We start from the raw sequence: 22,262 nt of genomic DNA on the forward strand, positions 1-22,262 counted from the left end.
CCCTGGATCATCATGCCCATGTCGCCGTCGATGAAGCGCTTCAGGTTGGTCGCATAAGGTTGGGCGCCGATGTTGGGATCGCTCCAGTCGGCGATCTTGCGCACCTGCGCGAAGGCAGCCTTGATCTCGGGCCCTTCCAGGGCCTTCTTGTCGAGATTCATGATGGCCGCCCGGTACGCGGCGGGACTGATGCCGGCGAGAGAGGCCTCGAATTTTTGTCCGTCGTCGGGGCGAGTGCCCCCATTGGCGATGGGATAGGTGATGCCGCCCGATTTCATCTTCTCGGCAAGATCGTTGAAGTCGGCCCAGGTGACGGGAGTCTTGTCGGCCTTGGCCTTGTCCATCGCGCGTTTGGAGAGAAACAGCATGTTGGTGCTGTAGATTTGCAACGGCAGTGAAATCCACTTGCCCCCGGGCTTGTGCAATCGCGCAAGGTCTGGAGCGACGACCTTCTCGTAGCCGGCGGCGGCGACGAGGGCGTCGAGATTGACGGTCGGGGCAATCTTCGACCAGGCCGCAATCTCGGGGCCCTTGAGTTGCGAACAGGCCGGTGGATCGCCGGCGATGATCTGCGCACGCAGCTTGTTCATCATCTCGGTGGTGAAGCCGGGGACGGGCGAGTGCTGCCAAACCCCACCTTTCTCCTCGAATTTCTTGCCGAGTGCGGTGATAGCCGCCCCATCGCTGCCTGCGGACCATTGAGAGATCGCGGTCAGGCGCGGCTTGACCGCGCCTTGCGCGCGGGCAAAGGCCGGCAGTGCGAGGGTGGCAACGGATCCAGCGAGCAGACGGCGCCTTGTTGTTGTGATCGGCATGGCAGTTCCTCCCGGTGTGAAGTTCCTTGCGCAGTTCTGTGAGCCGTTCTTGGCGTATCGAGGCCCACGACTCAGGGCATGTCAGGCGGCCTCCGTCGATGTGGCGGGCATGCCGCCGCGGCTGGCCAGACAGAAGGCGGCGAACGCGAGGGCGGCCTGCGGATCGTTGCCGGTCGAAGGTGGTACGAAGGCGATGGACACCTGCGCCAATGTCCGGCCGCCCAGCAGGCAGGCGTCGATGCCCTCGACCACGGCGTTGCGATCGTCATCGGAAAGAAGCGATGGCCAGCCGCTGATCGCGACCCCACCGCATGGTTTCACGTTCAGCGTGTTGCCGATCGCAAGGCCGAGCCGGAACAGCCGCCGCCGCAACTCATGGCGCACGCGCGTCAAGCGCGGGATCGCGTGCACCCATTCGCTGCCGAGCTGGAGCAATTCGGCTTCGGAGACGCCGAGGAGCTCGGCCAAGGCGGGGAGCGAGGTATAGGCCTCGACGCAGCCGTGATGGCCGCAGCGGCAGCGCGGTCCCTCTGGTCCAAATACCATGTGGCCGAGCTCGACCGGCTGGAGCGCATCGGCCTCGGCCGGGTCATCCATCCAGGCGCCGGCAACGCCATGGCTGACAAAGACGAACAGATGCGTGCCGCTGAACGGATAGTTCTGCGTGCGGCAGCGGTGAAACGTGGCGTGCGCCACGACCGAATTGGTGAACTCCAGCGGCACGTCGGCAAACATCTGTTCGGTCATGCCGCTGATACGCCCGACATCGCAGGGAATGATCGGATTGCCGGATACGGTCAACCGGCCAAGGCCCGGAATGGAGATGCCGATCTGTGAGAGCGTGATGCGGCGGCGGCGGGTCCAGTCGCGCAGCAGTGTCAGCGCCTCGCGGAACACGCGGCCGACCGTCTCGACGGTCGGCGCCTTCGGCAACGGCAGACGTTCCGTGTAGTGCAGTTCACCCGACAGGCCGCCGACGCCGACGCTGAGCCATTGAGCGGTCAGCTCGACGGCGGCGAGCGCCACCGAGCCGTCGAGTGTCACGAGGCCCGTCGGGCCGCCGACGTAAGGGGCGGGGCGCCGCACCTCCTCGATCAGGCCTTCGGCCTTCAGGTCGAACAGGATGCGCGACAGGCTCGCCTCGGACAGGCGCACGGCCTTGGCCAGAGGCGGCCGAAACGAGCCGCCCGACTGGAGCAAATGAGTCAAAATGGCAGCGCGCGTCTGCCGCCGACTTCTCGGCTGCTCCGGCATTTCCATCCCTGTCGTCATTCTTACTTAGTGTAAGAATTTGCGCGCGGAGTGTTTCGACTGTCAAGCGCTTGCTGGTCCGATGCGCCGACTTGTTGTGCGCGGCAGCAAGAGCGTCCTGGGGGCCGACGGTTGCGATCGGGACTGCTGACATGACGATGTCAGCAGCAGGTGAGGATATTCGCCTGATGCCCGAGAGAGGCTGTCCAATGACGCGATATCGCCTGTATTGTGTGGGCGCGTCCGGGAATTCGTTCAAGGTCGCGCTGTTTCTCAATTGCGCCGGGCTCGACTGGGAGCCTGTCGGTGTCGACTTCGTTGGCGGTGAGACCCGCGACCCGGTCTGGCGCGCCACGACGAACGAGATGGGGGAAATCCCTGTGCTCGAGGTGGACGGCCGACGCCTGAGCCAGTCAGGTGCGATCCTGGGATGGCTCGCAGAGACCCATGGCATGTTCGGCCCGTCGAGCGCAGCGGAGAGATTCGAGACAGCACGCTGGCTGCTCTTCGACAATCACCGGTTCACCGGAAATTTCGCCGCGCATCGGGTGTTGCAATCCATGATGCCGAAGCCGCCGCACCCGGACGTGCTCGCTTATGTGAGGGCCAGGACGCAGAGCGCATTATCGATCGTCGAAAAGCATCTCGGCAATCACAGCTTCGTGCTGGGTGGCCGGCCGACGATCGTCGACTTCTCGCTAGCAGGATATCTCTACTATCCGACTGAGGAGACTGGATTCGATCTCCGCATGGACTTCCCGGCTATCGATGCCTGGCGCGCACGCATCGCGGCGCTGCCCGGTTGGAAGCCGCCATACGAGATGATGCCGGTGGGGCACTCGCTGCCGGTAGTTCGTTCTGCAACCTCGGTGCTACACATCTAGCGTAGGCGCGCAAGGCGCAGGTTGCCTATCATATCGTTCTTCGTCGTGGAGAGGTGGGGGCACGCCTAGCCTGCAATGTGTCAGCAAAGACGCGGGACGTCGACGATGATCCGTTTGCGGTTGTCCGGGTCCACCAGGACGGGCAACTCGACCCCGGCGGCGGTGCGACTTTCGCGGCTTGCGCTGCTGAATGACATGCGAGTGACGGCCTCCCAGCCCGGTCCGCCGTTCGGGTCGCGCACCCGAACCGCAATGTCCCATGTTCCACCCGGCGCGCTGCTTGGCTGCACCTCGCGCGCGGACAGCACTGTCGCCGTCGTCGGGACCAGACCGAGAGCGGCGGCGCCACCGGCAAGCGCGATCTCGGTCTGCTGCGGCGTAAGGCCGTTGACCAGCGCCGTCGACGAAGTGGCATGCTCCACCTCGCGCCAGAGGCGGGGAACGGCCCGCGAGTGGGGGCGTCGGCCGGCTCTGCGGCGGCTTCCCGCCCGGTCGGCACCAGATCCCATTCGATCCTGAACCGCGTCGGATCAGCTAGGTCAACGGTGACAGGAAGCATCATCATCCCCGGGCGCGGCCATTTCGGTTTGGGCACGTCGTGACCGCTGTACTGCACGGCCGTCGCTTCGATGCGCTCGGCGGTGATCACCCCGTCAATGTCGCATCTGGGAAGAAGCACCATCTCGCCGGCCGCATCGGGGAACGGTGAGCAGGCCACGACCTGCAATCAGCCATCCAACGGGTTCGTGATCTGCATCCGCTCGCCCTAACGCTTTGCTCACTCCTTGATGTCCTGCCAAACAAGAACGGCGCCATCGTGAGATGGCGCCGTCTCGAAAGCCGTTTCGGCTAAAGGCTTACTTGCGATCCTTGATCGGCACGTAGTCGCGCTTGGCGACGCCGGTGTAGAGCTGGCGCGGGCGGCCGATCTTCTGGTGCGGATCCTCGATCATCTCGCTCCACTGGCTGATCCAGCCGACGGTGCGGGCGACCGCGAACAGCACGGTGAACATCGAGACCGGGAAGCCCATCGCCTTCAGCGTGATGCCCGAGTAGAAGTCGACGTTCGGGTAGAGCTTGCGGTCGATGAAGTACTGGTCGCTGAGCGCGATCTTCTCGAGCTCCATCGCCACATTCAGCATCGGATCGTTGCCATGGCCGGTCTCCTTGAGCACGGCGTGACACATCTTCTGCATGATCTTGGCGCGCGGATCGTAGTTCTTGTAGACGCGGTGACCGAAGCCCATCAGGCGGACTTCGCTGTTCTTGTCCTTCACCTTGGCGATGAATTCGGGGATCTTGTCGACCGTGCCGATGTCATAGAGCATGTTGAGCGCAGCTTCGTTGGCGCCGCCATGCGCCGGGCCCCAGAGGCAGGCGATGCCCGCCGCGATGCAGGCGAACGGGTTGGCGCCGGAAGAGCCGGCGATGCGCACCGTCGAGGTCGAGGCGTTCTGCTCGTGGTCGGCGTGCAGGATGAAGATCTTCTCGAGCGCGTCGGCGAGCACGGGGCTCACCTTGTAGTCCTCGCAGGGCACCGCGAAGCACATGTTCAGGAAGTTCTCGGCAAAGCCCAGCGAGTTCTTCGGATAGATGAAGGGCTGGCCGACGGTGTATTTGTAGGCCATCGCCGCCAGCGTCGGGATCTTCGCGATCATGCGCATGGACGCGATCATGCGCTGCTTCGGATCGTTGATGTCGGTGGAGTCGTGGTAGAACGCGGCGAGCGCGCCGACGGCTGCGACCATGATCGCCATCGGATGGGCGTCGCGGCGGAAGCCCTGGAAGAAGCGGGCCATCTGCTCGTGCACCATCGTGTGATGGGTCACGCGGTGGTCGAAATCCTTCTTCTGCGCGGCGGTCGGCAGGTTGCCGTAGAGCAGGAGATAGCAGGTCTCCAGGAAGTCGCCGTGCTCGGCGAGCTGCTCGATCGGGTAGCCGCGGTATTCCAGCACGCCCGCGTCGCCGTCGATATAGGTGATCTTGGACTGGCAGCTCGCGGTCGAGGTGAAGCCCGGATCGTAAGTGAACAGGCCGGACTGGCCGTAGAGCTTGCCGATATCGATGACATCAGGCCCGACGCTGCCGCTGAGGATCGGAAGATCGTAATTCTTGTTTCCAACCGTCAGCGTGGCGGTCTTGTTGCTTGGTTTTGCGTCCATCAGAGGTCCCCGATGTATGGTGAAACGGGCCGGACCCGGAAGGCCCCGATGAGATCGCGGGGCAGGCCGGATGTTCCAGAAGGTACGGGGGAGATGGGTATATTATTGCTGTGTGCGCTGCAAGATCGACGCACGCATGGTCGACTTACGTCGTAGCCTAGTCTTTGGCCTAGTCCTGGGCCTGATCCTGAAGCCGACCCAGACTTTCCTGGCGCCCCAGCACGTCCAAAACCTCAAATATACCAGGCGACGTGGTTCGTCCGGTCAGCGCCGCCCGCAGCGGCTGGGCGACCGCGCCGAGCTTGAGACTATTTTCCTCGGCAAAGGTACGCAGCGCGGCTTCCGTGACGGCGCCGCTCCACGTCTCGACTTTCTCCAGCGCGGAATGAAGCTGGCCGATCAGCTTGCGGTTCTCGCCCGTCAGCAGCGCCTGCGCCTTGGCGTCGAGCTCCAGCGGCCGGTCGGCGAAGATGAAATAGGCGCCGTCGATCAGCTCGATCAGCGTCTTGGCGCGCTCCTTCAGGGCCGGCATGGCCTTGAGAAGCTGCGCGCGCGTGGTGTCGTTTAACTTCGCCTTAAGCTGGTCGCGGCTGGGGACGACGTGATCCAGCACATCCTCGAACATCTTCACAAGCGATTGATCGTCGGCGTGGCGGATATAGTGGCCGTTGAGGTTTTCCAGCTTGGCGAAATCGAAGCGGGCGGCGGCACGGCCGACGCCGGCGAGATCGAACGCGGCGATCATCTCCTCGGTCGAGAAGATCTCCTGGTCGCCGTGGCTCCAGCCGAGGCGGACCAGGTAGTTGCGTAGCGCGGCCGGAAGGTACCCCATGGCGCGGTAGGCATCGACGCCGAGCGCGCCGTGCCGCTTGGAGAGCTTCGAGCCGTCCGGGCCGTGGATCAGGGGGATGTGGGACATGCTCGGCAGCGTCCAGCCCATCGCATCGTAGATCTGCTTCTGGCGCGCAGCGTTGATCAGATGGTCGTCGCCGCGGATCACATGGGTGACGCCCATGTCGTGGTCGTCGACCACCACCGCGAGCATGTAGGTCGGCGTGCCATCGCCACGTAGCAGCACGAGGTCGTCGAGATTCTCGTTCTGCCAGACCACGCGGCCCTGGACCTGATCCTCGATCACGGTCTCGCCGGTCTGCGGCGCGCGCAGCCGGATCGTCGGCTTGACGTCGCCGGGCGCGGTTGCCGGGTCGCGGTCGCGCCACAGGCCGTCATAGAGGCGGGTGCGCCCTTCGGCGCGCGCCTTCTCGCGCATGGCGGCGAGCTCCTCGGCGGTGGCGTAGCAGCGATAGGCCTTGCCGTCGGCGAGGAGCTGCTCGGCGACCTCGCGGTGGCGGGCGGCGCGGCTGAACTGGTAGATGACCTCGCCGTCCCAGCCGAGCTCGAGCCATTTCAAGCCGTCGAGGATGGCGGCGATGGCGGCCTCGGTGGAGCGCTCCCGGTCGGTGTCCTCGATCCGGAGCAGCATCTTGCCGCCGTGCTTCTTGGCGTACAGCCAGTTGAACAGCGCGGTGCGGGCACCCCCGATATGGAGGAAGCCGGTCGGGGATGGAGCGAAGCGCGTGACGACGGAATCGGTCATTCTTGGCAGGGCCTATGCATTGGAGGCGGTGGTATATATCAGGACCGGAGCATAACTAAAGCCCGACAGCGGACGGCTTAAGGCCTTGGCGCGGCCACGCGAATTTGGCAGAAGGACCGCTGATTTCCCTACAGGATTTTCGTAATGACAGAACCGGTGGCGACTGAGGTTGGGCGCGATTTCATTCGTGACATCATCCAAGCCGACCTCGATCAGGGCAAGTACAGGGAGATCGTGACCCGGTTCCCGCCGGAGCCGAACGGCTACCTGCATATCGGCCACGCCAAGTCGATCGCGCTCAATTTCGGCATCGCCCAGGAGTTTCCGGGCCGCTGCCACCTGCGCTTCGACGACACCAACCCGGTCAAGGAAGAGCAGGAATATATCGATTCCATCCAGGCCGACGTGCGCTGGCTCGGCTTCGACTGGGGCAAGAATCTGTTCTTCGCCTCGGACTATTTCGATCGCCTGTATGAATGGGCGGAGCAGCTGATCCGCGACGGGCTCGCCTATGTCGACGACCAGACCCAGGAGGAGATCCGCCTCTCGCGCGGCACGCTGACCGAGCCCGGCAGGAACTCGCCATTCCGCGACCGCACGGTGGAGGAGAATCTCGACCTGTTCCGCCGCATGAAAGCCGGCGAATTCGCGAACGGCGCGCGCGTGCTGCGGGCCAAGATCGACATGGCCGCGGGCAACATCAATCTGCGCGATCCCGTGCTCTACCGCATCCTGCATGCGCACCATCCGCGCACCGGCAACGCTTGGTGCATCTATCCGAGTTACGATTACGCGCACGGCCAGTCGGACGCGATCGAGGGCATCACGCATTCGATCTGCACGCTGGAATTCGAGGACCACCGGCCGCTCTATGACTGGTTCATCGAGAAGCTGCCGGTGCCGTCAGAGCCGCACCAGTACGAGTTCGCGCGGCTGAACCTGACCTACACGCTGCTCTCCAAGCGCGTCTTGACCCAGCTCGTGCGCGAGGGCCATGTCGCGGGCTGGGACGACCCGCGCATGCCGACCATGGCGGGGATGCGCCGCCGCGGCGTGCCGCCGGCCGCGCTGCGCGAATTCGTCAAGCGCATTGGCGTGGCGAAAGCCAACAGCGTGGTCGATGTCGGCATGCTGGAATTCTGCATTCGCGAGGAGTTGAACCGCACCGCGCAGCGCCGCATGGCGGTGCTGAAGCCGCTCAAGGTGGTGATCGAGAACTATCCGGAAGGGCAGACTGAAGAGCTCGAGGCGATCAACCACCCGGACGACGCCTCCGCCGGCACGCGCAAGATCGCGTTCGGCCGCGAGCTCTATATCGAGCGCGACGACTTCATGGAGAACCCGCCCAAGAAGTTCTTCCGCCTGTCGCCGGGCAACGAGGTGCGGCTGCGCTACGCCTATTTCGTCAAATGCACCGGCGTGATCAAGAACGAGGCCGGTGAGGTGGTGGAGCTGCGCTGCACCTACGATCCCGCGACCAAGGGCGGCAACGCCCCCGACGGCCGCAAGGTCAAGGCAACCATGCACTGGGTGCCGGCGGCGACCTCCGTGCCCGCGGAAATCCGCATCTACAACCAGCTGTTTGCCAATCCGAGCCCGGATGCGTCGAACTTCGCCGCCGATCTCAATCCGGAGTCGCTCGAGATCCTCGCCGACGCGCGGGTCGAGCCGTCGGTCGCCGAGAGCAATGCGACGGAGCCGATGCAGTTCGAGCGCCAGGGCTATTTCGTGCGCGACAAGGATTCGACGCCCGGCAAGCCCGTGTTCTCGCGGACCATCGGGCTGCGCGATACTTTTGCGAAGGAAGTCGCGAAGGGCTGACGCATATGAGCAACGAAGCCGACGCCATCGTCTCCGCCATCATCGCGAAATGGCGCGCCGGCTTCACGACGCTCGATGCGGTGGCGCTCGCCTCGCTGTATTCGAAGGACGCGTTCTTTTTCGGCTCCAACCCAAAGCTCTATCGCGGGCGCGATGGCGTTGCGGTCTATTTCAATGACCTGCCGCGCTGGCGCGCTCCGAGCGCGGTGTTTTCCGAGGTGAGGGCGGCGCTGGCCGGCCCTGACATCATCAACATGGCCGCCATCATCTCATTCGACCTCGCCGGTGAACGCCCGCCGCTCGAGGTCAAGATGAGCTGGGTCATCATCCGCGAGGACGGCGACTGGAAGATCGCCAACCACCATGCCTCGTCACCGGAGCCGCTGATCTAGCCGATTTTGCGCCTACCGCCTGTACCACCGCGTTTCGTGACCCATTGCCGTCATTCACGGGAACGCGGACTCATGCGCTCAAGCCATGCGGCGAGCCTTGATCTTTCCCGGACCAAGCCGTGCTGGTTGAAGTGGTGAACACAAAAATGCGCCCATGAATCTTCGAACGCCATCTCCATATCACCCGTGATCGAGGTCGTACCCAGCCCGATCTCGGCATAGGTAAACTCGAAACTGCCACTGGGCCGCGCCAGCGCAATGTGGAATGGTTGACCGTTAAATTCGTTGATCATCGGCCTGCCGATGCTTCGCATGATCCCGGGTATATCTACGCTGGCGGTTCTCAGCTCCAAGTCCGCTTCAAGATGAATCGGCAGGAACAATGTCTCGCAAGAGTCAGAGCATGTCGACGCGAATACGGAGAAGAGATTGCTCAACGGTTCGCATGCGTCGCCTGAAATGATCGCCTCAAGCGCGATCCGTTGAGCTTCATCCGCGCGCTCGTCGATGACTATCTGGCGCCGGCCGCTTCCGTGCTTGATTTCGCCGGGCCACTTGTACAGCGCCGCCCAGTTCAGGCCTGCGATCGGGGTACCGTCGAAGTGGCCTTCAACAATGTTGCCAACGAAAGCCGACTGGCAATAGCCGTGGGTACTCGGCAAATTGAATTGGCAACCACAATTCATAGCGCAATTGCAGTTATCGTAAGTCTCGCTCTTGAATAGCCATTGATCAGCCATCCCTCCGGTCCTCCCCAAATACGACACGATTTGTCGATGTGAGAGGCAGCTCTTCACGATGAGCACCTCGATGTGGCCATCGTGGCTGCTTCATCCGCTCGAATAGGGCCGTCTTTGACCGGCTGCGTCTGCGGCCAGCCTCCGCTCTACGCGCGCTTCGCTCAGGGGAGCGCGCTCCTACCTTGGGTGCGCAATAGACAAAAGCCTAGCAGGGTTGGCATGTGACTTCAACCGGGACCCGGATTCCGGTTATGGCTTTCGGATGGTGCGACGGATGCCTGCGAACGATCGACGCGCCTATTTTGTCGAACAGGTGTGGGCAGACGGTTCAGGTCATGGCGCTAGGCGCGAGACGCCCTGAATGCTGCCATCACCTCGGCCAGCATCCGCTCGGGCTCGCCCGCATAGCGCGGAGAGAAGTGAAAAGGTTCGACGCGGCGTACATTGGCTTGCCGCGCGATTTCTCCGGCAGCCGTGGTTGTAAGATGGGCGCGCTCCCTCGCCAATGCCGCGTCTGCCCCCGCAAACGTCGCCTCGATGAAGAGGATGTCTGCGTTCTGAATCAGCGCCGCGATCGCGGCACGATTGGCCGGCGTGTCGGCGGCATCGGTTACATAGGCAATTTTCTGGCCGGCCGTGACCGTCAAGAGATCGCGCAGGCTCTCGAGCGGAACGAGGCGATCCGACGGTGCCGCTTCGTCGATACGGATCAAGTGATCGTCGGCGCGACGCTCGACGACGGCCTTCTTGAGGGAGTGCAGCCACGAACCGACCGGCAGTCCGCGTTCCAACAGCCGGTTCTTCCATACGTTGACATGTGCCGCCTCCTGCAGCGCGAACGCGAGGCAGGGCGTGCCATGTTCGAGGATCGCGGCTGATACGCGATGGGTCGGTTCATCGCAGAGTACACCGGCAAAGGTCTTGCGAGACACTGGTGCCTCTGCTGCGAAAGCCTTCCTCATTCGGAACCGCGTGGTCGATATGGAATCTGTCGCGCCGAGTTCGCTGACGTCGAAAACAAGATCGCATGGATATTTCTCGACCAGGTTCCAGCGATAGGCCTGAAGCTTGTGAAAGACGCGCTCAGCAAAGCCGGACGGACCGAAGAGCTGTACCGATTTCTCGTGGCCGACAAGCAAACGAAGCAGATGGTCGAAACCAACGAAGTGATCGAGATGGGCATGCGAGACAAAGACCTGGTCGATGCGCCGTATCCTCCGCGGCGACAGTGAAGCAATCTCTCCGATATCGAACAGCAGACTTCGCTTTTCGAACAGCGTTTCCACATAGACCGTTGGGTCGCCGTAGCGACCGTTGACCAGGCTCGGATGGAAGATCGGCCGCATGGCGTACTATTCCGCTGCAATAGCGCCCGATGGAGTCCCTCCATTTGCGCCCTGATCCGAGGCCGGTGCCTTACGATTAGATGCTAGATATCGTAGTAAAGATGAAACTCATAAGGATGCGGGCGCAGCCGGATAGGATCGACCTCTTTCTTTCGCTTGTAGTCGAGCCAGGTTTCGATCACGTCGGCGGTGAAGACATCGCCGCGTTGGAGGAATGCGTGATCGCGCTCGAGCGCGTCAAGTGCCTGATCCAGCGATCCCGGCGTTGACTTCACCTCCTTCGCCTCCGCAGGCGGGAGGTCGTACAGGTTCTTGTCGATCGGGCTGCCCGGATCGATCCGGTTGTCGATGCCGTCAAGGCCGGCCATCAGCATCGCGGCAAAGGCCAGATAGGGATTGCAGGATGGATCTGGCGTACGAAACTCGACGCGCTTTGCGCGTGGGTTTGGCGAATACATCGGAATCCGGCAGCAGGCTGAGCGATTGCGCTGGGAATAGACCAGGTTGATCGGGGCTTCATAGCCCGGAACCAGACGCCGATAGGAGTTCGTGGTGGGGGCGCAAAGCGCGCACAACGCCCAGGCGTGGCTCAATAGCCCGCCGATATAGTAGCGGCCGAGCTGGCTCAACTCGGCGTAATCACCTTTGTCGTAGAACAGATTGGTCTCGCCGTTCCACAGCGATTGGTGAACGTGCATGCCCGAAGCGTTGTCCTCGAACAGCGGCTTCGGCATGAATGTCGCGGTCTTGCCGTACCGATGCGCGGTGTTCTTCACCACGTATTTGTAGATCATCAGATTGTCGGCCATGCGGGTGAGGGTGGTAAAGCGCATGTCGATCTCGTTTTGGCCGCCGGTCGCGACCTCATGGTGATGGGCTTCGATCTGGATCCCCAGGGATTCCATCGTCAGCACCATTTCGGTGCGTAGCGCCTGCATGCTGTCGGTCGGGGGAACGGGAAAGTATCCCTCCTTCGGGCGCGGCTTGTGGCCCAGATTTGGTGCTTCCTCTGCGCCGGTGTTCCAACTGCCTTCGCTGGAGTCGATTTCGTGCATGGCGTAGTTGATGCCCTGTCCGTAGCGGACGTCGTCGAACACGAAGAACTCCGCTTCCGGGCCGAAGTAGCTCGTATCGGCGCGCCCGGTGCCCTTGAGGTAGGTTTCGGCTTTCTGGGCGATGTAGCGGGCATCCCGGCTATAGGATTGGCCGGTCACCGGGTCTCTGATGTTACAGATGAGGACCAGCGTCTTTGCCTGGCTATAGGGGTCGACGAAGGCCGTCGCCGGATCAGCGACAACCAGCATGTCGCTTTCCTGGATCTCCTGGAAGCCGCGGATCGATGAGCCATCGAATCCGATGCCCTCAGCGAGTGCATCCGCATTCACCGCGCTTGGCGGGATAGAGAAATGTTGCCACACCCCCGGCAGGTCGGTGAATCGCAAATCGATCATCTGGACGTTGTCGTCCTTGATTGCCTTTACGAGATCTTCGGCTGTCGCACATTCCGCAACCATGGCTTCGCTCCCAGATCAGCGTCCTGAGATCGCGTTGCCGTTCGGCCGCAACCGAGCGGCTTGCGACGGACGGTGGACCACGTTCGGCGTTGGCGCCGCGTCAGCCTCGATCCGGCATGGCGCGGCACTCGCAGTCAGGCAGTTTCGCGCGCGGCGGCGGCTTCAGCTTTGGTGCGGCCCGCGCATGAGCTTCATGGCGTCTTCGATATGCCGCCAGGTTCGGGCCAATTCGAGCTCGCCCTTTGACTCGAGATCGATGGCATTCTGGGCGGCTTCGGCAATGGCTTTGGGGCCATGTGCTTCCAGCAACTGCCGCGCATAATCGTGGATTTCCATTTCTCGCATGGCGTCATCTCCCTCTTGTTCCGGCGCGAACTGGGTGGGCCGGGAACGGTAGACATTGACACCTGTCAAGCTCCGACAATCTGCATCCTGGTGCGCCGCACTCGCAAGAGCCCTTTCCAGGGCATGGGCCAGGATTGAACGCCGGTTCTGGACCGGCAGTCGCGGCAACACAACGCAGGCCGGACCGGATGGTTCTTCATCTGTGCGCCCCCATATATGAATACGAGAAGGGAGGTGAGCATCATGCGCATCCAACATTGGCAAGACGTTGCCAGCCTGTTGGTGGGCGTGTGGCTGGTCCTGTCGTCCTTCGTCCTGGGCTTATCCGGGGCGGCTGTCTGGATCACAATCGCGCTCGGGCTGGGCGTCATGCTGTTTGCTGTAGAAGGCTTTGTCATCCCGTCCTACCTGGAAGAATGGGGCGAAATGCTGCTGGGCTTGGCCCTGGTGGTGGCCCCTTGGTCCATTGGCTATGAGACCACGTCGGCCACGGTGAGCAGCGCATTGTCGGGCATAGTGGTGATCTTGCTCGCAGGTTGGGAATTGATGACCGATCGCGACTTCACCGCTTGGTGGAACGATCACTGGCATCACCGAGCCGGCTGAGAAGAGAGGTCGCCGGCTCTTCTCCGGCCGCCATCGGTTGGCGGTCGGAGGAGAGGTGATGATGTCACTGAGCGGCTCTGGGCTCGATCGGTTGCCAGATACTGATCTTGCGCGTCTCCGGCATCAGGAAGACGGCGAGCACGAAGCACACCGCAGGCACCACAATCGGGTAGATCAACGCGTAGCCGATGCTCCCGGTCGCCGCGAATGCCGCCGACGTGATGAACGGCACCAATCCACCACCCCAGCCGTTGCCGATGTGGTACGGCACCGACACCGACGTGTACCTGATCCTGCCGGGGAAGAATTCCGCCAGGAATGCGCCGACCGGCCCGTAGACCATCCCGACGTAGCAAACGAGGATGAAGATGATGAAGATCGCAGTCGGATAGTTGATGTTACCGGGCTGCGTGACCGATCCCAGCCATAGATACAGCGGATAGTACGTGATCGCGGCGAGCAGCATGCCGCCCAGGATGACCGGCTTGCGGCCGATCTGATCCGACAGCCAGCCGAAGAAAATCAGGCTCGGTGTGGCGATCAGCAGCGCGGCTCCCACGATGTAGGCGGAGGTCAGCGCGTCCACCTTGGAGACCTGCTGAAGGAAGTACAGCGCCCAGAACTGACCGCTGTACCAGACCACGCCCTGTCCGATCAGGACCACGATGGCGATACCGATGAATTTGACGTTCGAGCTGAGGAAGGCCTCCTTCCACGGATTCGCCGTCATCTGGCCGCGGGCCCTGATCTCCTGGAAGATCGGCGTCTCCTGGAGTTGGAGCCGAATATAGATCGCGATGGCGACCAAGAGGAAGGACACCAGGAACGGAACGCGCCAGGCCCACTCGTCGAAGGCCTGATTGCCGAACCAGGTCCGTGTCAGGATGATCACGGCCAGCGAGACCACGATGCCCAGAGTCGGGGAGGTCTGGAGCCAGCCGGTGTAGTAGCCGCGCTTGTCATCCGGGACATGCTCGGCGACATAAGTGATGGCGCCGCCATACTCGCCGCCCAGGCACAGACCCTGGATCATACGCAAGCCGAATAGAAGGAACGCCGCCGTGAGACCGATGGACTGGTAGGTCGGGATCAACCCGATTGCCCCCGTACCCAGTCCCATTCCGGTCAGCGTGATGAGGAACGTATATTTTCGCCCGACCCGGTCGCCCATCCATCCAAAGAGGAAAGCTCCCAGTGGACGGATCAGGAATCCTGCAGTGAACAGCGCGATCGTGCTGAGGAGGGCTGCAACCGCGTGGGACGGCTCGAAGAACTTGACCGACAGAACCGCGGCCAGGCTGCCAAAGATATAGAAATCATACCATTCGATGACGTTTCCAACCGACGCGGCAACAATCACGCGGCGAAAATCGCTCGGTACTTGAACTGCCATGTGCTGCTCCTATCAAACTCAAACGCTACTCCTGGCGCCTTTCAGCGCTCATTCGCTCGCGGAGTACGCTTGGTGTGCGACGCGACAGGCGAGTATTGCGAGTTGCGTACGCAACGCCGGGTCTCAGGGACGCTTGAGCCACCTGAGAAAGAGCTCCAGCGGTCTCTTCGGTACCGCGAGCTATCACGACCTGCCCGTCTGCCGGGGAGGTATGGAAGCAGTGTAGTCCTGCCGAGGCTGGCGTCTTATGAGACTTTCGGCTCAATCGACCTGAACCGAGGCTGACCGTGCCGAGATGGAACGGTCGCCCATCGCGCCGAGCGGTTTTGTCACGAACGAACGGAAAGGGCTTTCAGGCGTTGTGTTGGGTCCAACAAGGATCCCACCATGCAGAACATCGCAGAGCATATGGAAGTCATCGGCGCCGACGGCGTCCACATCGGCACCGTCGATCGCGTCGAAGGCAATCGCATCAAGCTGACCAAGAAAGACAGCGGTGAGGGCAGCCACAGGGGTCATCACCACTTCATCGACAAGGGCCTCGTCGCCGACGTCGAGGGCAACAAGGTCCGGCTGTCGGCCAAGGCCGCGGTGGCGGTGACGATGGAAGAGGAAAAATAGGTCGAGCTCAGCCCGTTCCTGATCTGTACCGCTATTCGCATCCCTGCACGTTCCGGTAGCCTCCGCGCTCGTCGCGTATCGTCAGGTGCAGGGAATGGCGGAGCCGGGCCGGCCGCAACGTGCCTCGCAGGGGATCGCCAGAACTTGGCCGACAGGCCGAACTGCGGCGGCCGGCGGCTTTGCGCCCGCGGGCCTCGGCGTCTGGCCCACAATTGGCGAGACGCTGCGCGCATGGCTGCGCGCGGAGGCCGGCCCCGGGCGCCTCCTGCCCTGGGTACCCGTGGCCTTCGGCGCCGGCATTGCGGTCTATTTCGCCGCCGACCATGAACCGGTCCTCTGGGTTGCTGCTGCAACCGCGCTGCTGCTCACGCTCGGTGCCGTCCTGTTGCGGCGCAGCCGGCTGTTCGTGCCGGCGCTGCTGATTGCGGCGGTCGCGGCCGGCTTTGCCATGGCGACCTGGAAGACGGCGCGCATCGGTCACACCGTGCTGGCCAAGCCGCTCTATTCGGTATCGCTGTCGGGCTTCGTCGAGACCCGCGACATCCGCGAGCGCACCGATCGTTTCGTGCTCCGTGTCACCGCGATGGAGGCGCAGCGCAGCGACGTCAGGCTTGATCGCGTCCGCCTCTCGGTGCGCAAGGGCACGGCCCCCGAGGTCGGCAGCTTCGTGCAACTCAAGGCGCGGCTGATGCCGCCGATCTCACCGGTGCGTCCCGGCAGCTACGATTTCGCGCGCGATATGTTCTTTCAGGGCATCGGCGCCTCCGGCTTCGTGATGGGGGCGATCACGGCTTCTGTCCCACCCGATGCCGGTGGCCTGCGCCTGCGCTACGCCGCCTTCATGCAGGGCCTGCGCGATGCGATCGACGCGCGCATCCGGGCCACGCTCGAGGGCGACAACCGCGCGATTGCGACCGCGCTGCTGACCGGACGGCGCGATGCCATCACCACGCCTGTCAACGATGCGATGTTCGTCTCCGGCCTCGGCCATGTGCTCTCGATCTCCGGCTACCACATGGCCGTCGTCGCCGGCGTCGTGTTCTTCGCGGTGCGTGCGCTGCTCGCTCTCGTCCCTGGACTTGCGGTCGGCTTTGCAATCAAGAAATGGTCGGCCGCTGCGGCGCTCGTCGCCGCCGCGTTCTACCTGCTGCTCTCGGGCGCCGAGGTCGCGACGCAGAGGTCGTTCTTCATGACCGCGGTGGTGCTGATCGCGGTGATGGTCGATCGCCGCGCCATCACCTTTCGGACGCTGGCGGTGGCCGCGCTGATCGTGCTCGCGGTCGCGCCGGAAGCGCTGGTGCATCCGAGCTTCCAAATGTCGTTCGCCGCGACGCTCGGGCTGGTGGCGCTGGTGCAGATCGGCATGCCGAACCTGTTCGCCTCGCCCGATCATTCCGCGACCGCGCGCATCGCGCTATGGGGGGGCCGCGAGATCGCGATGCTGTTCGGGGCCTCGCTGATCGCGGGGCTTGCGACCACGCCCTATGCCGCATTCCACTTCCACCGCGTCACGCCGTTCGGCGTGCTCGCCAATCTCGCGGCGATGCCGGTGGTCTCCGCCTTGGTGATGCCGGCGGGATTGCTCGGACTGCTCGCCGCGCCGTTCGGGCTCGATGGCGTGTTCTGGTGGCTGATGGGGATCGGCATCGACTGGATGATCGCAGTCTCGCGCTGGGTGGCGGCACTGCCGGGCGCGGTTGGCCGCATCCCGGCTTTCGGCAGTGCGGCGCTCGTCGCGGCGAGCCTCGGGATCATCCTGATGGGCCTGTTGCGCACCCCCTTGCGCTGGTCCGGTGCCCTGGTGCTGCTCGGCGCGATCGCCTGGGGGCTGTCGGTGCGGCAACCCGACATTCTGATTGCCGGGGATGGCGCGAGCGTCGCGGTGCGGGGTGGGGACGGGCGGCTGCATCTGATCCGGGCGACCAAGGACGGTTTCCTGCTCAAGGAGTGGCTCGCGGCCGACGCCGATCCGCGCGATGCCGCCAGCGCCTCGCTCGCCGACGGCGTCTCGTGCGACGAGTCCGGTTGCGTGACGCCGCTCGCCGACGGGCGGCTGGTCGCGCTGGCCTTGCGCATCGACGCGCTGGCCGATGATTGCAGCCGCGCAGCGCTGGTAGTGACCGCAAGGCCCGCGCCGGCCGATTGCGCGGCCATGGTGGTCGACCGGCAGCGCCTCACGAGGCAGGGCGCGCTGGCGCTGACGCGAAACGGCGACGGCTTTGCGGTCCAACCGGTGCGGGCGAGGGGCGCAGACCGGCCGTGGTCGCCGGCTGCCGCCGGCGAAGGAGATTTCGATGGAAGCCTTGCGCCGAAGACGGCCGCGCCCCGCAACCCGGACGCAACGCCGTCAGAGGCCGACTTGCAGGCCGAGGATTGAGCGGTCGGACTACAGGTACCAGGCTAGCACGGCATCCAGCCTGGCATTCCCGATCACCGGCAGGACCACCATTCGGCTTAGTCCGGCCGCGCGGGCTTGTGCGGCCGCGATCGAGCCGTCATGCGCCAGATCGTCGTTGAGCGCGGGCATGCCGGTCGCCCAGGCGCCGCCGATGCTGCCTTCGCCCCTGGCGATCGACTTTGCCGCATAGAGCGCAGCAAGGTCGCTCTGCGCACTGCAATCGCCGGCGTGAAACACCAGTGCGGAACGAGCCTCGTCGGGCATCCAGATCTCGAAGCGCCGCGCAATTGGGGTGGCCTGCGCGGAGAGGAAGGTCAGGACCCAGCTCTTCTCGCCGGTCCGATAGGGCACGCCGACGCCGAGATTGATTCCGACCTCGGCGGCGTCCTCCCAGCGCAAAAAGCTCTTGGCGTTGTGCAGGTCCTTGATGATCAGCGGCAGGCCCGCCTTCCAGGTGCGTCCGGGCAGGCCGAAGCCGCGGGGAAATCTGGTGTGACGCGAGTTGAACTCGAACATGTCCGCGGTGCCGTAATAGCCGTCGACAAGGCCCATCTCGTGGGAGATTTCGGAATCGTTGTGCCAGAGCTCGATCGCGCCGACATGCGCCGCATCGTCGCCGCAGAACAGCACCATCACGCCTTGCAGGAATTCGCCGGCAAAGACCGGCACGGCCACGCCGCAGGTGAGGCCGGCCGCCATCGCCTGATCGGTCCGCTTGAAATAGGAGTTGGCGAATTTGGTGAGGATCACGGGATGGCCGCCGGCCCAGGCCTTGCCGGGAAGTCCCTCGTCATATCCGAAGTGCAGATCTTCGCTTACGGCCTTGAACGCGGACAGCCCTTCGCCGTAGAGGCCGCCGCCGAACTCCAGGCGCATGCGCGTCCGGTCGGGCACCCAGAGTTCAACGACGCGAATGAAGGTGTTCATCGAATGTGTCCGCCGCCTCAAGCTGCACCAGCATCGGCCATTTGGCTGCGGAACGGAGGTTCAAAATTCAGGCAGCGCGGCCCAAACTTCGTGCGACAGACGGTGCGGAGGAGGTCTCGCCCGGTCGAATTGCGAAAGATGCAAACTGCCGATCTCGCCGGCCACGGCCGGCGATGGCACTTTCAATCCTGTCCTCCGACCTTTCGGCCGGGGACGGCTGTGTCAACCGATCGGCAGGCGACGCGTCGTGGTCGGCTGGGTGTCGGCAATGACCTGCGGCTTGTGCTCGCGCTCGCCGGCGGACTGGGTCACCGGCAGTTGCAGCACGGTCGCATGCTGGCCCTCGACGAGCTGGGTCACCAGCACGTACTTGCCGTCGGGAAATTCGATCGCGTCATGATGGCGATCGGGAATGTGCGGGTCGATCTTGCCGAACTTGCCGACGCGCGAGTTGATGGTGCGCGTCCAGATCCAGCGATTGTCGTAGCGGACGTTGTCGGCGAAGGCGAGCTCCGTTCCCGGCAGCAGGCAGACTGCGACGGTTGGATCGGCTGCGGAAGCAAAACCGCGCGTCGAGGTGCCGCGGAACGTTGTCGACACGATCGTCTCGCCGACTTCGGCGGGACGCGATGCAACGGCATGCAGGCTGTAGTCACACATCGGGTGCTCCTCTTTCGAAGATAGCTACCCGTGCCTCTTTCCGAGGCGCAGGCCTCTATCAGAGTGGAGCATACAACGCTCTGCTTGGTTGTGGGCAAATCTGCGGCTGGTGGTCGCGGGGCGCGATCACATTATCTTTTTCAAATGTGCGAGGAACAAAGTCCGCTTCAGTGCATTCGGCCGATGCCAGCGTCAGCGGCCCGCGGGCGCCGACCAGCCGGAATAAGGCCAGCTCGGCTGCGGCCGCTGCTCGACGGTATTTCGGGCATTGCGGAATTGTTCGCTTGTCGTCGCGTGCATCGACTTGCGGGCGGGGTGATGCTGCTGTGCAGCCAACACTTGCGATGCCGATGCTGCGATCAGCACAGTCGCGAAGGCACTCAAAACGATCTTGCGCATGGCTGTCTCCTCGATCTCTGAGGCCGCGAAGCGATGATTGCTTCGGGCGAGATGTGGAGGATGTAACGCCGAGGGAGGGGCCGGATAATCTGCGCAGAACCAGAAAGACTATCCAGCTGGAGCGGACAATCGGTCCGCTCCAATCGGAAGCGTTGGTCTCGAATGACCGCCGGATCTCTCAGTATTTCCGGTACAGCCCGATCAGCTTGCCCTGAATCTTCACCCTGTTGGGCGGCAGGATGCGCACCTCATAGGCCGCATTGGCCGGTTCGAGCGCGATCGAGGCGCCGCGGCGGCGGAAGCGCTTCAGCGTTGCTTCCTCGTCGTCGATCAGCGCCACCACGATGTCGCCGGTATCGGCGCTCTCGTTGCGCTGGATCAGCGCCATGTCGCCGTCGAGGATGCCAGCCTCGACCATGGAATCGCCGCGCACCTCGAGCGCGTAGTGCTCGCCCGAGCCGAGCATGTCCGGCGGTACGCTGATGGTGTGGCTGCGGGTCTGCAACGCCTCGATCGGCGTGCCGGCCGCGATGCGGCCCATCACCGGCACCGCGACGGGGCGCTCGCCCTCGTCCGCGGGCGAGCTGGAGGTCGTGCGCACCTTGCCAAGGTTGCCCTCGATGACGCTCGGCGTGAAGCCGCGGCGGCTGCCAGCGGCGGCCTGAAGCTCCGGCAGCTTGATGACTTCGATAGCGCGTGCGCGGTTCGGAAGGCGGCGAATGAAGCCGCGCTCCTCGAGTGCGGTGATCAGGCGATGGATGCCTGACTTCGAGCGCAGGTCGAGCGCGTCCTTCATCTCGTCGAAGGATGGCGGCACGCCGCTTTCCTTCAGACGTTCGCTGATGAACCGCAGAAGCTCGTATTGTTTGCGCGTTAACATCTCGACCAAAGTCCCCCGGTTGATGTCGTTCGATTCCGAGACGCTGAATTCAGCGGCAAGCCGCTACATGCTCGAAACAAATCATGAACGGACACTATATGTTCGATATGTGTTCCGCAACTGCTTAATTTACCGTGAACGTGACAAAGTTCGCGGAACGCGTGTAGCCGATGCGTTCACGCAGGCAGCCGCAGCACCTCGCAAAGCGCGCCGGCCTCGGCCCGCGGCGCGAACGGCGCGCGCACGAGAAGTGCCTGTGCCGCAGCGAGATTCGCAAGCAGCGAGGAGTCCTGATGATTGACGGGAAAGGCCGTCAGCGTGCCGTCGTCGCGCGTCTCGAGCCGCGCGCGCAGATAGTCCTCGCGCTGGTCGTTGGCGCCGACATCGCGGCCCAGCACTGCGCGCTCGCGGCGGTGATGGATCATCGAACCGCCCGACAAGGCGCGAATCAGCGGCACCAGAAACAAGAAACCGCAAACGTAGGATGACACGGGGTTGCCGGGCAGGCCGATCACGCGCATGGCGCCGAGCCGCCCGTGCATCATCGGCTTGCCCGGCCGCATCGCGATCTTCCAGAATGCCATCGCGATGCCTTCGGCCTTGAGTGCCTGCTGGACCAGATCGTGATCGCCCACCGACGCGCCGCCGGTCGTGACCAGGATGTCGGCGCCGGCCTCGCGCCCGCGGCGGATGCCGGCCGTGGTGGCCTCCAGCGTGTCGGCGGCAATGCCGAGGTCGACGGTCTCGGCGCCTTCGCTGCGGGCGAGCGCGTGCAGCGCGTAGCCGTTGGAATAAACGATCTGGCCGGGGCCGGGCGTGGCGCCCGGCATCACCAGCTCGTCGCCGGTGGCGAGAATTGCGACCATCGGGCGGCGGTGGACAGGAAGGCGAGGGTGGTTCATGCCGGCGGCAAGGGCGAGGTCGCGCTCGGTGAGCCGGGTTCGCGCGCGCAGGAGCACGTCGCCCTCGGAGAAGTCGACGCCGGCGGGGCGAATGTGCCGTCCGGCAATCGCGGCTTCCTTGATCGTGATGCGTTTGCCGTCAGCGACTGTATCCTCCTGGATCACGACCGCGTCGGCGCCATCCGGAACGACGCCGCCGGTGAAGATCCGGACCGCTTCGCCGGCGCCCACCGTCCCCGCAAACGGCCGGCCCGCCGCGACCTCGCCGATCAGGGTCAGCTCGGAATCGATCTTGGCCGCATCGCCCGCCCGCACGGCGTAGCCGTCCATCGCCGACATCGCCGCCGGTGGCTGGGTGCGCCGCGCCGCGACGTCGCGGGCCAGCACGCGATGGAAGGCATCGTCGAGCGCGACCATTTCCTCGGCCAGAGGCTCCGCGCCGGCGAGCACGGAAGCAAGCGCATCGGAAACCGGCATGAGGGCCACGGTGAAAAACTCCTGCTGCGCACGTCGGGCAAATCGGCGGCGGAAGTTCTAGCCGAGTGCGGCCGCAGAGGCAAAACAGTGGCGATAGGAATGGCGCAGCCGGCCCGCTGTGCGTCGACGTGG

Annotated in this window: 21 protein-coding genes; 6 read left to right on the plus strand and 15 right to left on the minus strand. The window is 63.9% G+C overall.

Features of this window, described 5'->3' with window-relative positions; translation table 11 throughout:
* Together GPL20_RS29360 and GPL20_RS29365 are read right to left on the minus strand one after the other, a co-directional pair.
* Positions 1–815 (minus strand): ABC transporter substrate-binding protein (locus tag GPL20_RS29360; RefSeq protein ID WP_157334234.1); only part of this gene is annotated, 815 nt, incomplete at its 3' end.
* Positions 816–896: 81 nt separating this feature from the next.
* Positions 897–2,075 (minus strand): ROK family transcriptional regulator, encoded by a 1,179-nt coding sequence (locus tag GPL20_RS29365; protein WP_205751215.1) that lies wholly within the window; start codon positions 2,073–2,075, stop codon positions 897–899.
* Between the two features lie 200 nt (positions 2,076–2,275).
* On the opposite strand from GPL20_RS29365, the gene GPL20_RS29370 reads away from it, so the two are divergent.
* Positions 2,276–2,950 (plus strand): glutathione S-transferase family protein, encoded by a 675-nt coding sequence (locus GPL20_RS29370; protein ID WP_157334238.1) that lies wholly within the window; start codon positions 2,276–2,278, stop codon positions 2,948–2,950.
* 80 nt (positions 2,951–3,030) lie between these two features.
* Here the strand turns inward: GPL20_RS29370 and GPL20_RS39700 are convergent, their stop codons facing one another.
* The 3 genes from GPL20_RS39700 to gltX form a co-directional block, all read right to left on the minus strand.
* On the minus strand, positions 3,031–3,372 hold the full coding sequence (locus GPL20_RS39700; protein ID WP_246251078.1) for a hypothetical protein: 342 nt from the start codon (positions 3,370–3,372) through the stop codon (positions 3,031–3,033).
* A 435-nt stretch (positions 3,373–3,807) separates the two neighbouring features.
* Entirely contained in the window at positions 3,808–5,112 is a 1,305-nt protein-coding gene (gene gltA / locus GPL20_RS29380; RefSeq protein WP_157334240.1) for a citrate synthase, read from the minus strand.
* A 169-nt stretch (positions 5,113–5,281) separates the two neighbouring features.
* Positions 5,282–6,709, minus strand: a complete 1,428-nt coding sequence (gltX, locus tag GPL20_RS29385) for a glutamate--tRNA ligase (RefSeq protein WP_157334242.1) — start codon at positions 6,707–6,709, stop codon at positions 5,282–5,284.
* Positions 6,710–6,853: 144 nt separating this feature from the next.
* On the opposite strand from gltX, the gene GPL20_RS29390 reads away from it, so the two are divergent.
* Together GPL20_RS29390 and GPL20_RS29395 are read left to right on the plus strand one after the other, a co-directional pair.
* Positions 6,854–8,530 carry a glutamine--tRNA ligase/YqeY domain fusion protein gene (locus tag GPL20_RS29390; RefSeq protein ID WP_157334244.1) on the plus strand — a complete coding sequence of 559 codons (1,677 nt, stop codon included), beginning with the start codon at positions 6,854–6,856 and terminating at the stop codon, positions 8,528–8,530.
* Positions 8,531–8,535: 5 nt separating this feature from the next.
* A complete protein-coding gene (locus GPL20_RS29395) occupies positions 8,536–8,922 on the plus strand; it encodes a YybH family protein (RefSeq protein ID WP_157334246.1) in 387 nt (128 codons plus the stop codon).
* Positions 8,923–8,972: 50 nt separating this feature from the next.
* Here the strand turns inward: GPL20_RS29395 and GPL20_RS29400 are convergent, their stop codons facing one another.
* From GPL20_RS29400 to GPL20_RS29415, 4 genes are all read right to left on the minus strand, one after another.
* Complete coding sequence (locus GPL20_RS29400; RefSeq protein ID WP_157334248.1) at positions 8,973–9,662, minus strand: DUF1326 domain-containing protein; 690 nt, start codon at positions 9,660–9,662, stop codon at positions 8,973–8,975.
* A gap of 341 nt (positions 9,663–10,003) precedes the next feature.
* Positions 10,004–11,008, minus strand: a complete 1,005-nt coding sequence (locus GPL20_RS29405; RefSeq protein ID WP_157334250.1) for a ribonuclease Z — start codon at positions 11,006–11,008, stop codon at positions 10,004–10,006.
* Between the two features lie 83 nt (positions 11,009–11,091).
* The gene (gene glnA, locus GPL20_RS29410; protein ID WP_157334252.1) at positions 11,092–12,522 is read right to left on the minus strand and encodes a type I glutamate--ammonia ligase; all 1,431 of its coding nucleotides are present in this window, start codon (positions 12,520–12,522) and stop codon (positions 11,092–11,094) included.
* A gap of 162 nt (positions 12,523–12,684) precedes the next feature.
* Complete coding sequence (locus tag GPL20_RS29415; protein ID WP_157334255.1) at positions 12,685–12,867, minus strand: hypothetical protein; 183 nt, start codon at positions 12,865–12,867, stop codon at positions 12,685–12,687.
* Positions 12,868–13,110: 243 nt separating this feature from the next.
* On the opposite strand from GPL20_RS29415, the gene GPL20_RS29420 reads away from it, so the two are divergent.
* Positions 13,111–13,473, plus strand: a complete 363-nt coding sequence (locus tag GPL20_RS29420; protein WP_167533280.1) for an SPW repeat protein — start codon at positions 13,111–13,113, stop codon at positions 13,471–13,473.
* A 64-nt stretch (positions 13,474–13,537) separates the two neighbouring features.
* Here the strand turns inward: GPL20_RS29420 and GPL20_RS29425 are convergent, their stop codons facing one another.
* On the minus strand, positions 13,538–14,866 hold the full coding sequence (locus tag GPL20_RS29425) for an MFS transporter (RefSeq protein WP_157334259.1): 1,329 nt from the start codon (positions 14,864–14,866) through the stop codon (positions 13,538–13,540).
* 387 nt (positions 14,867–15,253) lie between these two features.
* Between GPL20_RS29425 and GPL20_RS29430 the strand changes: the two genes are divergently transcribed.
* Both GPL20_RS29430 and GPL20_RS29435 read left to right on the plus strand, forming a co-directional pair.
* Complete coding sequence (locus tag GPL20_RS29430; RefSeq protein WP_157334261.1) at positions 15,254–15,487, plus strand: DUF2171 domain-containing protein; 234 nt, start codon at positions 15,254–15,256, stop codon at positions 15,485–15,487.
* 94 nt (positions 15,488–15,581) lie between these two features.
* A complete protein-coding gene (locus tag GPL20_RS29435) occupies positions 15,582–17,864 on the plus strand; it encodes a ComEC/Rec2 family competence protein (protein ID WP_167533276.1) in 2,283 nt (760 codons plus the stop codon).
* A 9-nt stretch (positions 17,865–17,873) separates the two neighbouring features.
* On the opposite strand, the gene GPL20_RS29440 is transcribed toward GPL20_RS29435, so the two are convergent.
* From GPL20_RS29440 to GPL20_RS29460, 5 genes are all read right to left on the minus strand, one after another.
* A complete protein-coding gene (locus GPL20_RS29440) occupies positions 17,874–18,812 on the minus strand; it encodes a GAF domain-containing protein (RefSeq protein WP_157334263.1) in 939 nt (312 codons plus the stop codon).
* A 222-nt stretch (positions 18,813–19,034) separates the two neighbouring features.
* Positions 19,035–19,472 (minus strand): hypothetical protein, encoded by a 438-nt coding sequence (locus tag GPL20_RS29445; RefSeq protein WP_157334265.1) that lies wholly within the window; start codon positions 19,470–19,472, stop codon positions 19,035–19,037.
* 192 nt (positions 19,473–19,664) lie between these two features.
* Positions 19,665–19,871: a hypothetical protein gene (locus GPL20_RS29450; RefSeq protein ID WP_157334267.1), complete on the minus strand. Its 207-nt coding sequence runs from the start codon at positions 19,869–19,871 to the stop codon at positions 19,665–19,667.
* 178 nt (positions 19,872–20,049) lie between these two features.
* Positions 20,050–20,751, minus strand: coding sequence for a transcriptional repressor LexA (lexA, locus tag GPL20_RS29455; RefSeq protein ID WP_157334269.1), 702 nt, complete (start codon positions 20,749–20,751; stop codon positions 20,050–20,052).
* A 176-nt stretch (positions 20,752–20,927) separates the two neighbouring features.
* A complete protein-coding gene (locus GPL20_RS29460) occupies positions 20,928–22,139 on the minus strand; it encodes a molybdopterin molybdotransferase MoeA (protein ID WP_254126444.1) in 1,212 nt (403 codons plus the stop codon).
* Positions 22,140–22,262: the final 123 nt, after the last annotated feature.

The organism is Bradyrhizobium cajani (assembly GCF_009759665.1).
GTDB lineage: Bacteria > Pseudomonadota > Alphaproteobacteria > Rhizobiales > Xanthobacteraceae > Bradyrhizobium > Bradyrhizobium cajani.